Source organism: Pontibacter sp. GD7 (assembly GCF_058216375.1).
On record NZ_JBYZMP010000005.1, the window covers coordinates 31,143 to 44,290 of the forward strand.

Genomic DNA, 13,148 nt, shown 5'->3' on the forward strand with positions numbered 1-13,148 from the left:
TTCTTGATTTTATACTTCCTCATACGGCTTTGCGGCAAGTATAGCCATAAAAAAAGCCCTTCCGGAGTCGGAAAGGCTTTTTTTATACTTTGCAGAAAGGCTTATTTCTTAGCCTTGCGTTTCTGCTGCTCTTTTTCAGCGGCCTGGCGCATGGCTTCCTGCATACGCTCTGTAAACGAAGGACCGCCAGATTTCTTTTTCTCTTTGATCCTGTCTTTGTTGGCCTCCAGTTTTGCTCTTACCTTGCCCTCATCCACAAACTTACGGATGATAGCCTGCTGACCGAACGTTACCATGTTAGAAACAAAGTAATAGAACGACAGACCGGCAGGGAAGGAGTTCAGTACGAACATGAAGATAACTGGCATCAGGTAGCTGTAGAACTTCATCGGGCCCTGCATCGAAGAGTTGATCTGGTTGTTAGACCAGGTATAAAGTATGGTAGAGGCTGTCATCAGCAATGTGAACATACTTACGTGGTCGCCATAGAACGGAATCGTGAATGGCAGTTTGGCAAACACATCGTAGGTTGAAAGGTCGTTAGCCCACAGGAATGCCTCCTGGCGCAGCTCAATGGAGTTCGGGAAGAAGTTGAACATCGCGAACAGGATCGGGATCTGCAACAGCATCGGGATACAGCCGCTCAGCGGGTTCACGCCCATTTCCTGGTACAGCTTCATCGTCTCCATCTGCGTTTTCTGCATGTCGCCGTCGTTACGCTCCTTAATGGCATCGATCTCAGGCTTCAGCACCTTCATCTTCGCCATCGATGTATACGACTTGTAAGTAAGCGGCAACAGGATGGTTTTGATGTATAATACCAGCAGGATAATGATGATACCGTAGTTGCCGATGTAGTTCTCCAGGAAGTCGAAGGCCGGAATGATCAGCCACTTGTTTACCCACGAGAAGATACCCCAACCCAGGTCAAGGTTCTTGTCGAAGTCGTAACCAATGTTCTTCAGGATCTTGTAATCGTTTGGTCCGAAGTAGTACATGAAGTCTGCATTGCCAGAAACCACATCCTCAGTCGGGATCAGCACTTCAGAAGAAAGCGCCTTTACCACTGTGGTATCAGCCTGGTCAACTTCAGAAGTAAGCTTGGCACCAGCAAACTGCTTGTCTGCAATGATACCTGCCGTAAAGAAGTTCTGCTTGTTGGCGATCCACTTTAAAGGTTCTTCTACAGTTACAGCTTCCTTATCGTCTGAAATAGACAGCTTGTCGTAACCATCCTCAACAGTAGCATAGTTGATGGTGGTCTTGGCGCGGTTTTGCTTCAGGTCGCGCTCCAGCTGCTTCACTTTATCGTTCCAGCTATACGTTACCGCATTGCCGGCAAGTTCATTCTCAAGACCTTTGAAATCAAGCTCGTAACGCATGTTAAAGCTTTCATCGAACAACGTATAAACCTGCTCAATGTACTGGCCATTGCCGATTTCAGCCCTGAACGAGATCGCCTTACCAGGAACCTCGCCGATGGTTACGTCACGCACTTCAGAAGGGGTGAAGTATAGATCAGTCAGCTTTACAGTTTTACCACTTTTAGTTGAGAAGGTAACATCCGTTTCGCTGCTTTCCTTATCGAACAAGTATAGCGGCTGACCATTGTAAGTCTTGTAGTTCTTTAGCAGGACCTCTTCTACCTGGCCACCTTTTGAAGAGAAAGAAACTACAATGTTCTGATTCTCCAGGGTAACAGTGCTCTCCTCACCGGTTGCGGCAGCGCCAAAAGCACCCAGAGCCGATGCTCTGCGAGCCTGAGCCAGTGAGTCGTCTTCGGCAACAGCTGCTATACTTTGCACCTGCTCTATCTTGGCTTTTTCCTGTACTGCCTGCTGCTCAGCCTGCTTGTCCGTTCCGGAAAAGAAGAAGGAGTAAGCCAGCAGCAGCACTGCAATCAATCCAAAGCCAATCGCTTGATTTCTATCCATTTACTGTAATTCTAAATTGTTGTGTTGTGTATTGTGCTTATTTAGTTTTAGCATAGTTATTGGCCGCTTTCACAAATTTTACAAAAAGCGGGTGCGGGTTCAGTACGGTACTTTTCAATTCCGGGTGATATTGCGCCGCCACGAACCACGGGTGGTTCTGCAACTCAATGATCTCTACCAGTCCGGTATCCGGATTAACGCCTGTCGCCATCATGCCGGCCTCCTCAAAAGCCTGTAAGTACTTGTTATTGAACTCGTAACGATGTCTGTGGCGCTCCGAAATCTTGGACTTCCCGTAAATAGAATAAGCTTTTGAGCCCTTTTTTAGTTCACAAGTATAGGCACCTAATCGCATAGTTCCACCCATTTGCGTGATTTGTTTTTGATCCTCCATCATATCGATGATCGGGTGTGGTGTTTCCGGCTCCATTTCCGTAGACGCAGCACCCTCTAAACCAAGCACATTGCGGGCAAATTCAACGGCGGCGCACTGCATGCCCAGGCAAATACCCATGAACGGAATGTTGTTCTCGCGTACAAAGCGAATGGCCTCGAGTTTGCCTTTAAAGCCACGCTCCCCAAAGCCAGGGGCTACCAGCACACCGTCCATGTCTTTCAACAGACCTGCTACGTTCTCGTCAGAGATATTCTCAGACTGGAACCACTTAATATTTACCTTGCACTCGTTGGCAGAGCCAGCGTGCACAAAAGCCTCTACAATAGATTTATAAGCATCCGGTAACTCCACATACTTACCCACCAGGGCAATATTTACCTCTGAGGTAGGATTTTTAAGTTTTCCCAGGAATTCTTTCCAGCTATCCAGGTTCGGCTCATTTTTCTGTGGCAGCTTCAGTTTGCTGATCACACGCTCATCCAGCTTTTCCTTGCGCATCAGTAGCGGCACATCGTAGATCGTCTCAGCGTCCAGCGACTCGATCACGGAGTTCTGCTTCACGTTACAGAACAGTGCGATTTTCTTGCGCAGGTCTGTCGAGATGTGGTGCTCTGAGCGGCAAACCAATATATCCGGCTGCACACCTGCCTCCGAAAGGTCGCGCACGGAGTGTTGCGTTGGCTTGGTTTTTAGCTCGCCGGCAGCCTTTAAGTATGGCACCAACGTTAAATGAATCACGCAGGTCTCGTTCACGCCCAGTTCCCATCGCAACTGACGCACTGCCTCAATAAACGGCAGCGACTCAATGTCACCCACACAGCCACCAATTTCCGTTATCACAATGTCGTACTCCCCGGACTCGCCTAAAAGCAGCATGCGGCGCTTGATCTCGTCTGTAATGTGCGGAATTACCTGCACCGTCTTACCCAAATAAGCACCCTCACGCTCCTGCATAATTACATGGTAATAAATGCGGCCAGTAGTTACGTTATTTGCCTGGGAGGTAGGCACGTTCAGGAAACGCTCATAATGCCCCAGATCCAGGTCTGTTTCAGCACCGTCTTCCGTCACATAGCATTCGCCGTGCTCATACGGGTTCAGCGTGCCTGGGTCGATGTTGATGTAAGGGTCGAATTTTTGGATGGTTACAGAGAAGCCTCTTGCCTGCAGCAACTTAGCAAGAGATGCGGAAATGATACCTTTTCCGAGGGAGGATGTTACACCACCGGTAACGAAAATATATTTAGTAGCCATAAGTTAGGTTTAACTATATGGGCTACAAAGGTAGGCTTTAATTTTTGAATTTCCTGAAAAACGATGCGAGTTATACTTCGGCCTTAGTATATCTTTCTTAAAATTCAAGCGGAATTTGGCTTAATATCGTTATTCGTTGTTGGTTATTTGTTGTTCGATTTTAGTTTTTAGTTGATTGTTGTTTGGATGTAGAGACGCAATATTTTGCGACTTTTTCATTATGCTGATGACTAAGACCTCGCAGCGTCCGGAGGTCCTGCGAGCGTCTGGGTTGGAAAAACTTTTGCTAAAGCGGGGGTGTTGCTTTGTAGCTGGCAGGTTAGACGCTCGCGGGTCATAAAGACACCGCGAGGTCTTTGTTTTTTATTTTTTACCTAAAGGCTTCCCTTTTTGATAATTCACAATTCACGCTATCGCTTAAGACTTGAGCAAGATATTTGCCATGTTGATTATACTAGAACTTTTGTTAAGCGATACTTTCTAACAAAGCCTGCCTGTAGGTAGGAGAGACGGGTATGGCTGCACCTCCAACGATTACCTGGTGCCTCTCTATCTTTTCAATTTTAGATATAGCAACTACATAAGATTTGTGCACACGTATAAAATCATCTGCCGGTAGTTCCAGAAGGGCTTCTTTCAGTGTCATACGGGCTACTGTTTTCTTCTCCGTTTCGTAGAAGACCACATAATTATCATCAGCCTGCGCGTACAGTAAATCTCTGAAGTTTACCCTAACCATACTGTAACCGTCTTTTACGAAGATGTGGTCGTTGGCGGTAGGTGTCAACTGAGTAGGGGAGCTAATAATTTGCTGCTGCACACGTGTGCATGCTTGCAGAAAGCGGGCATAACCGATAGGCTTTAGCAGGTAATCTGTGGCCGCAAGTTCAAATCCGTTAACAGCATATTCGGGATAGGCAGTTGTAAAAACAATTTTTATGCTGGAGTCTACCATTCCTGCAAGCTCAATCCCGTTAAAATCGGGCATGTTGATGTCCAGGAAAATTAGCTCTATTTTGTTCTGCTGTAAGTATGCCAGCGCCTCTGTTCCACTCTCAAATGTTGCCCGTAACTTTATAAAAGACACTTTTTCGGCATGTTTCCGGATAATGCTTAGTGCAAGCGGTTCATCATCGATAGCTATACAGTTGAGGCTAGAGTTCATGGTTTGAGTTTGTGTTTCAGAATGCCAGTGACAGGTTATACTTTGCCGCTATCCAACAGCAGCAAGCATCAAGATAACATGTACCTCAGGAAAAGCAAAGTATAAAGCTGCCATTAGCAAGTAATGAAGCTAATTTCATTTAGAGATTGGCTGGCCAAGCAAACTTTTAATATCTTTTACTGCAGCTATACCTTCACTCGGCTTTTTAGCATCATATGTTACAACTTTGCTATTTTGATCGAACAGCAGGTAGCGTGGATATCCTCCCGGACTTTTGCTTTTCTGATTTGCCAGAATCTTTTCCCTAAGCTGGCTTGCCATCGGTTTGCTCATGTAGAAGTGCCAGCCAGTTAGATTATACTTTCTGATAACGTTTTTCCACTTCTGTATGCTGTTCGGATGACTTGTTTCTCTGCCTAAGTAAAGGTACTCTACATTTTTGTCCTTTAATTGCTGCTTAAATTCTGCAGTATGTTCAAACTCTTCCATACAGGGGCTACAGGAGCTATACCACAGGTCAACATAAACTACTTTATTTCGGAACTGAGGTAGCCTCACGATTTCCTCAAGGCTAGTATACTTTTGCACCAGAAACTGTATCTCTGCATTGCCTTCATAACTGACATCCTTCTTATAGTTGGTGTAAAAGGCCAAACTTGCTACTACAACTGCTGCCGATGTATAGAGGGAGAGCTTCTTTAGGTAAGTATACTTTTTCATTATGAATAGGTGCCTGATGTAAGCATACAAAACAGATGCAGTCATTATGGAAAGCAGAAACGGAAGGTTTTGCTGAATGGAGGCAAAGTGTATTAGGTGTGAGGCTTGCAGCTTGTAGTCACCTGCGTCTGCCATCCAGGCCGAACTCAGAAGCGCCACTATAAAGTATGAGATCACCAGGAGGATCAGGTTCAGTAAAATGTACTTTATTTTTTCTTTTCGCTGTAAGAGAGGCATAAGGTAAAAGGCGTTACCAAAAAAGAATGCCCCGGCACTTAAAAACAAGAAAAATGTGTGTAGCATTACTATTTTAGATCGCGAATCTTCATTGATCGTGAGATAGCCAAACAAAGTATATAGTAACAGTAGTATTGTCAGTTCAACTTTTCTTTTCATGAGTTTTTGGGTTGAGGTTATACACTATTTTTATTTATATGGAGTGTATGGCCTTATCCGCAATAGCCTTTCTCCCTACCTCAAGTTGATTTTCAAATCAACTTTAAATTCATCGTTTTGAGCAATATGCAGTTGGTGCTTTTGAGGGTAGAGCAGTTGTAAACGTTTCTTGGTGTTTTCTATGCCCGTGCCCATACTTTGCGAATGGTGGTTATTCTTTAAAATTTTATTGCTTACAAGCAGATGTAGCTGATGGTCCTTAATATCAAGTTTAATTTGTACCCAGCAGTTTTGGTCTATGCTGATACCATACTTAAAGGCATTTTCGATGAACGGGATGAGCAGCATAGGAGCAATGGTGGCCGGCTTACTGTCATAGTTGATTTCATCTTTGATAATAATGTTTTTGCGGTCAGGTAGGCGCAGTTGCTGCAGGTGCAGGTAATCTTCTATAAACTTTATTTCATTGGTTACAACGGTGAAATCATGTTGCGCTTCATTCATGGTATAGCGCATGATATTCGAAAGCTCTTCAATGCTATCGGCAGTTCGTGGTGCATTTTCCTCTAGGGCTGTACCGTAGATGCTGTTAAGCGTGTTGAAAAAGAAGTGGGGGTTTACCTGTGCTTTTAATATGTTTAACTCTGCCTGCGACTGTTCAGAAACTTGTTCTGCATTGTAAACCCTTCTGTAGATATAGTCTCGGATAATGGCATAGATGAATGCATAAATAGAAGTAAAAATTACTATATACATTAAGCCCATCAGTCTGTTTATAACATCTCCGCCTTTTGTTGCTGTTTCATAAGCGTCCAAAGCGAAAAACAGGAAGCAACCCGCCGCAAGTATAATCCCAATTGTAATGTAGCGCTTGCTGAGCTTTCTAAACACTAAGTGGTAGGCTCCCTCAATAAAGTAGGCTGCTAACAAAACACCAAGCCAGAGCAGGTCTTCAAAAGTATGCATCAGAAAACGCTGCCAAACAGTAACAGGAGAACCATCTTCATAGAAAAGGAAATAGCCATCTCGCTGTATTGTTGCCCAGTAGGCGAACAGATCATAAGCAGTAAATATGAGCCACAGCACAAAGCCATGGATGAGCCACTGCTGCCAAAAGCTTAAGTTAAGGTTGTGCTTTGTCCTTAGACTGATTTGTTTATTCCCCATGATTCAAAGGAACCCAATCAAAGTCAAAGCAAAAAATAAATGGGGTGTAAGCGGGTAACGGTGTGGTGAAACGGAATTATAAAACAAAACCGCCCCAACCAAAGTATGGCTGAGGCGGTTTGAACTTTCTCAAAAGTTATTAGACTTACCAACCCCCTCCTGTTCTTAGGAGGGGGCCAGGGGGAGGTAAACTTAACCTTTCGGATTCAGAATATTCTCAATTCTTACAAGCGCATCCTGCAGGTGATACTTTGTCATGGTATCGGTTGCTTTCGGAAGCGAGGCTCTGATCTGACTTCTCAGGGCTAACAGTTCGCCACGCACCACAGGACGAATATCCGACTGGGCCACATCTACTTGTGTGCCACCTCTGCTTGTACGGTTGGCTGCATTAGATGCTTTCTCCTGATCAATCATCAGGTATTCCATACGTTCCAGGTAACCACGCTGCAGGTTTCTGCGGTAGGTGTCGATCGACTTACCGGCACTTAACTCAGACCAGATGCCACCGCGCAGGTCAGCCATCATCTCCGTTAAAGTATAGGTGTTGTTGCCTAATCTTGCCTGGGCTTCAATTAGTCGGGCCATTCTGCCAGCATCCAACACATTGTTCAGTACACCAGTCTGTGCAGCACGCACACGCTCTACTGTACCCGCCGACTCAATTTTGCGCAGGATATTTTCGTCCAGCATCCAGGTAGGAGTGGCAAAGCTTTGCTCATTCAGGAACTTAAGGGCACGTTTCTGCTTCTCTTTCGGTACATAAGAGTACACATCACCTTTTTGGTCGTAGGTCTTGTAGTTTTCGTACACGCCGCCAATATTGGCAGTAACGTGTCCCATATAACGGTTCCACTGGCCTAATACCTGTCCGTACATTTCCTGCAGGTCAGTATAGTTCTTGTTATCCTCTTTCGTCCACTCGATCAGGTTTGGCATCACGCGCTTCAGGTTTTTGATACCGTAGTGGCTGGCCAACATGGCGTCGTCGCCTAAGTCCTCTGTCTGCGAAGACGGGTCAATCACGCCGAATTGCTGACGGCCGAAGCGGTACATCGGGTCATTTTCGTGTGCGCGTACCCAACTGCTCAGCTTCTCTACGTTGTCATGGCCTTGCTTCTCTGGGAAGTAAGTATAGCCCCACTTCACGGAATGCTTGTCATAGATACCAATGCCTGGCATCAGCGCCACACCTTTATCCTCTGGCTGTGCCACGTAGTTGAAACGGGCATAGTCCATGATGGATGGAGCGGTTCCCATTTCCTTCGTGAATTTCGGATCGCGGAGCTTCTCTACCGGGTAGGCAGCACTAGAACCCATGTTGTGCGGTAAGCCCAAGGTATGGCCAACCTCGTGTGCCGACACAAAACGGATCAGTTCACCCATTACCTCATCCTTAAACTGCACACCACGGGCATCCGGATTAACGGCAGCCGTCTGGATGAAGTACCAGTTGCGCAGCAGGTTCATTACGTTGTGGTACCAGCCAATATGGCTCTCCAGGATCTCGCCTGAGCGTGGGTCGTGCACGTTAGGGCCGTATGCGTTCTGTGTTTCTGAAGAGAAATAACGGATAACTGAGTAACGTGCATCTTCAGTGCTGAACTCCGGGTCTTCCTCAAATGAAGGAGGGTCTTTGGCAATGATGGCATTCTTGAAGCCAGCCGCCTCAAAGGCTTTGTTCCAATCCTCCACGCCCTGCTTTAAGTATGGACGCCACTTCATCGGGGTGGCTGGGTCAATGTAATACATGATCGGTTTTTTAGGCTCCACCAGTTCGCCACGAGCATAGGCTGCCTCGTCTTTCGGCTCTAACCTCCAGCGCACAATGTAACGACGCTTAGCTGCACGCTGCTCATCGGTACCGTAGTCGGTCTGGCTGATAGTAAAGAAACCAACACGCTGGTCGAAGGCACGGGCAGGCATTGGTTTGGCTGGCAGCAACAGCATAGAGTGGTTCAACTCCAGCGTGATTGTACCCGTGCTTGAGTTAGATGGTGCATCCGTGGCCTCGTAGGTCATCAGCGAACGCGCCTCTACGTTTATCGGGAAACTCTTTACACTTTCGATAAATGAACGCTTGTCGTCCAGTTTGCGCACTTTATACTGCTCGCGTCTGCGTTTGTCAAGACCAAGTGCCGTGATATCCTTTGAGAAGAAATCCGTCACGTCGATTACCTGTGTGCCCTTTCCGAAAGCCTTGATGTCGAAAGCGTTGATAACAGGGGATAGGTTTGAGTTTTGTACAGAGTGGTATATTTCCAGCGAGTCGGCGGCCACGTTCTCGTAAGACACTACGCGCAGTAGTATGTTATTGCCTTTGCGTTCCCAGCGCAATACCTGCGTGTTCAGTTCCTCACCGCCATAGCCAATGTTGTGTGCCGTTTTGGCAATACGGGTCACCATCAGCATGTCGCGGTTCAGCAGCGAATCAGGAATCTCGTAAAGATACTTTTCATCAATTTTGTGCACCTTAAACAGGCCATCGTCGGTCAGGGCTTTTGCGGTAATAACCTCACTATAAGGCTTTGGCTTGCCATCGTCTCTCTTAGGTGCCTGGGTTGGGGCAGGGGCGGTTACTTCCTGCTTTGCGTTTTTCTTTTTCTTGCTCTTTTGGGCATAAGCCGATGGCGCAACAGCTGCACCAGCCAGCATTAAAGCCACAACCGGAGCAAAACGTAATTTTTTACTCATGCTAAGGTGATTGGTTAGATAAAGGTTTTTTAGAATTAGTTAGCGGTAATGTATGAAATAAAAGTTGCAACATTTAACCATGTAGCAGCTTTTGTTAAGACTAGTCTTATAAGAAATGGTTTAATCAGTATTTAAAGTAAGTAAGAAGACCTCGCAGCGTGCGCAGCTCCTGCGAGCGTCAGAAGAGTTGGAGAGTTTGGAAGTTAGAAAGTTTTGCAATACCGGGTCCAACCACCCCTAACCCCTCTCCCGAAACAAGTCGAAGATCCCGGACTTGTTTCGGGAGAGGGGTTAGGGGTGGTTGGACCCGGTACTGCTCAAAAAAAAATTCTGTAAATCCTGATCAGAATTCTAGTGTTAGCTGATACCCCTCCTGTAACCTATCGTGCTGGTAGAGCAGGCTGCTGACCGAAACGCCCAGTAACCGGACAGGGTAAAGGGGAAGTTGGGGAGTACGCAGCAGGTCGCGTGCAATAGTATAAATGGCATCTGCGCTGTTGAACTCACTCAGGAATGTTTTGCTGCGGGTGTTAATGGTAAAATCGAAGTATTTGATCTTGAGGGTTACGGTTTTAGCAGTTGCTTTTAAACGCTCCATGTCATCGGCAACTTCTTTGCACAGCCTGTCTATCTGCACCAGCATGTCATGCTCTTCTACCAGGTCAATATCAAACGTACGCTCTGAGCCAATGGACTTCCTGATACGGTGTGGCTGCACCTCACGGTTGTCCTGAGCGCGGGCAATGCGGTAGTAATAGCGGCCAACCTTGCCAAAGTTGCGCACGAGTTCATCTTCGCTGCGATCGCGCAGGTCGGCTCCTGTAAGTATGCCCATACTTTGCATTTTGGCAGCCGTTACCTTTCCAATGCCATGAAACTTCTCTATTGCCAGACCAGCCACCAGCTCTTCAGCTTTGTCGGGGGTAATAAGGGTAAATCCGTTGGGTTTGTTAATATCAGAAGCAGTCTTGGCCAGGAACTTGTTAAATGAGACACCCGCTGAGGCAGTAAGCCCGGTTTCTTCAAAGATCCTTTTCCTTATCTCCTGCGCGATAATAGTGGCAGAGGGCATATCAATTTTGTTTTCTGTAACATCCAGGTAGGCCTCGTCCAGGGAGAGCGGTTCTACCAGATCGGTATACTCATGGAAAATAGCGCGTATCTGCCTCGACACGGCACTGTATACTTCAAACCTGGCTTTCACAAAGATCAAATGCGGACAACGCTGGGCAGCGATTTTAGAGGCCAGCGCAGAGTGTACGCCATACTTGCGGGCCTCGTAACTAGCAGCAGCCACCACACCTCTTGCCCTGGAGCCACCCACGGCCACAGGTTTTCCGCGCAGCTCCGGGTTATCGCGCTGCTCCACCGACGCAAAAAAAGCGTCCATGTCGATGTGGATTATCTTGCGGAGAGGTGCTGACAAAGGAGATAAGAAAGATGAAAACGGCGCCAAACTCTTATTATCTGGCACCCCATACTAAAATACTTTCAATTAATACAAATATACTGAGTAATATAAGTATCACAAAAGCCCTAAGTGGGTTAATTAAGCAAAACCAGACAATATTTTAGAATACAAGGGGTCTTGGGGCGCTGGTTTTAAGGAACAATATCAACCTTGGCTACTAACTAACATGCGCCGATACGCCTTCCAGCATCCTGATCTCTGGTTCACCAACTACTCCAGCGCGTTCCATGGCTTTCTTCAGGTCCTCGGTTTCTATAAAGTCCTGTGCCCTGTGGTCGTTTTCGGTTTCAAAGAGAATCACCACTTCGTTATGGTTATACTTATTCTGAAACAGGTATAATTCACTTAGGCCTGCTTTATCACGAGCAGTTTTATGGTCGTCATAAACCATTTTCCATTTGTCAAAATCATTTACTTCGTGTCTGATCAAGAGGTATCCCATGGTGGTTTTATATTAGTTGAGATTTAATTTTAGTTATTTCGCTGCTACTCGCTGGCGGCAGGCTTTATATTCTGGTTTACCCTGAACAGGTTTTCCGGGTCATACTTGGATTTGATCTGCTCCAGTTTTTCATAATTGTCCCGGTAAGTTGCCCGGATGCGCTCATCACCCTCTTCCATCATAAAATTGACATATGCCCCTTCGAGGCAGAACGGGTGCAAGGCATCGTAATAATCGCGGGCCCAATCGGTTATGATTTGCTTATTTGCCGGGTCCGGGTCGACTCCAACAATTACTTCGGCCCAGTTAGCATCACGGTAGCTCCATGCAGTGGCGTCTTCCGAAACATCGTGTACAGCCCCGTTTATCGGGTATAGGTGCATGGATGAAGCCATAGAGGGAAGAGCTTTGGCGTGCTTTATATGCAGGTCAATGGCTTCGTCACTTATCTCTTCCACAAAATCAGCTTTCCAGTACCATTGCAAGCCAGGCGGGTAAAAAGCATCAAACATACTTTGCAGCGCTGGGTGAGGTATTGGGCCTGCCATATCGATGGCGGGTGTTGGTAGCTGCTTCTTAATTTCCTTGAACATTTCGGCAGCTTGTTCCATCGGTCCGGTATAGCACCATACTACTCCAGCCATTATTTTATTGTGATGCACAGCAGGGAAGGGCTCAACTGGCGGAATTTGTAAAAAAGCAAAGAAGCCGTTTATCTCTTTGGGGGCTGTAAGTATAAAATCGCGGTACCATTGCATGACATCTTTGGCTTTGTCCATTTCCCATAGCATTGGTCCGCCAAAATCGGTGCCTACGGAGTGTAGTTTGAAAAGGAAAGACGTAACCACGCCAAAATTTCCACCGCCACCGCGTATGGCCCAGAACAGGTCCGGGTTTTCCTCCTCGTTTACCTTAACGAAACTACCGTCTGCCAGCACCATGTCTGCTTCCAGCAAGTTATCTATTGTAAGGCCAAACCTGCGGCTCAGGTGCCCTATGCCTCCACCAAGGGTAAGACCGGCCACACCCGTGGAGGAAATAATGCCGCTCGGTACGGCCAGGTCAAATGCATGGGTGGCATGGTCTACTTTATGCCAGGTACAACCTCCCTCCACGCGTGCGGTCCTGCGCTCAGGGTCTACCCGCACGCTGTTCATCAGGGTAAGGTCTATCACGAGTCCACCGTCGCAGCTGCCCAGGCCGGCAGCATTATGGCCGCCGCCGCGTATGGCCACCAGCATATTATTTTCACGGGCATAGTTCACGCCAGCCACCACATCCGCTACATCCTCACACCTGGCAATCAGGCTCGGGTGCTTGTCTATCATGGCGTTGTATACTTTCCGTACCTCTTCGTAATCCTTGTCGTTGGGTTGAATGAGCCTGCCCAGCAGGTCTTCCTTTAGCTCTTTCACTGTGCTTTCTTCCATCGTAGTAGCCTCCTTTCGGATAAGGAACACCAGGTGTTGAGCAGGGTGGGGACTTCAATACAGCGAAATGCAGTAGGT

At 46.8% G+C, this 13,148-nt stretch carries 9 protein-coding genes; all 9 read right to left on the bottom strand.

Going from position 1 to position 13,148, the window contains the following annotated elements; translation table 11 throughout:
• Window positions 1-101 precede the first annotated feature (101 nt).
• The 9 genes from yidC to AC4BAP_RS09300 all read right to left on the bottom strand — a co-directional run bounded on the left by yidC (window position 102) and on the right by AC4BAP_RS09300 (window position 13,070).
• Window positions 102-1,934, bottom strand: coding sequence for a membrane protein insertase YidC (gene yidC / locus AC4BAP_RS09260; RefSeq protein ID WP_490582355.1), 1,833 nt, complete (start codon window positions 1,932-1,934; stop codon window positions 102-104).
• A 37-nt stretch (window positions 1,935-1,971) separates the two neighbouring features.
• On the bottom strand, window positions 1,972-3,585 hold the full coding sequence (pyrG, locus tag AC4BAP_RS09265) for a CTP synthase (RefSeq protein WP_490582356.1): 1,614 nt from the start codon (window positions 3,583-3,585) through the stop codon (window positions 1,972-1,974).
• Window positions 3,586-4,051: 466 nt separating this feature from the next.
• The gene (locus AC4BAP_RS09270) at window positions 4,052-4,750 is read right to left on the bottom strand and encodes a LytR/AlgR family response regulator transcription factor (RefSeq protein ID WP_490582357.1); all 699 of its coding nucleotides are present in this window, start codon (window positions 4,748-4,750) and stop codon (window positions 4,052-4,054) included.
• A 135-nt stretch (window positions 4,751-4,885) separates the two neighbouring features.
• Window positions 4,886-5,866, bottom strand: a complete 981-nt coding sequence (locus tag AC4BAP_RS09275; protein WP_490582358.1) for a redoxin family protein — start codon at window positions 5,864-5,866, stop codon at window positions 4,886-4,888.
• 75 nt (window positions 5,867-5,941) lie between these two features.
• Complete coding sequence (locus AC4BAP_RS09280; protein ID WP_490582359.1) at window positions 5,942-7,033, bottom strand: sensor histidine kinase; 1,092 nt, start codon at window positions 7,031-7,033, stop codon at window positions 5,942-5,944.
• Window positions 7,034-7,225: 192 nt separating this feature from the next.
• A complete protein-coding gene (locus AC4BAP_RS09285; RefSeq protein ID WP_490582360.1) occupies window positions 7,226-9,727 on the bottom strand; it encodes a zinc-dependent metalloprotease in 2,502 nt (833 codons plus the stop codon).
• A 343-nt stretch (window positions 9,728-10,070) separates the two neighbouring features.
• Window positions 10,071-11,117 carry a DNA polymerase IV gene (dinB, locus tag AC4BAP_RS09290; RefSeq protein ID WP_490582651.1) on the bottom strand — a complete coding sequence of 349 codons (1,047 nt, stop codon included), beginning with the start codon at window positions 11,115-11,117 and terminating at the stop codon, window positions 10,071-10,073.
• 238 nt (window positions 11,118-11,355) lie between these two features.
• Window positions 11,356-11,640: a hypothetical protein gene (locus AC4BAP_RS09295; RefSeq protein ID WP_490582361.1), complete on the bottom strand. Its 285-nt coding sequence runs from the start codon at window positions 11,638-11,640 to the stop codon at window positions 11,356-11,358.
• 44 nt (window positions 11,641-11,684) lie between these two features.
• On the bottom strand, window positions 11,685-13,070 hold the full coding sequence (locus AC4BAP_RS09300) for an FAD-binding oxidoreductase (RefSeq protein WP_490582362.1): 1,386 nt from the start codon (window positions 13,068-13,070) through the stop codon (window positions 11,685-11,687).
• Window positions 13,071-13,148 lie beyond the last annotated feature (78 nt).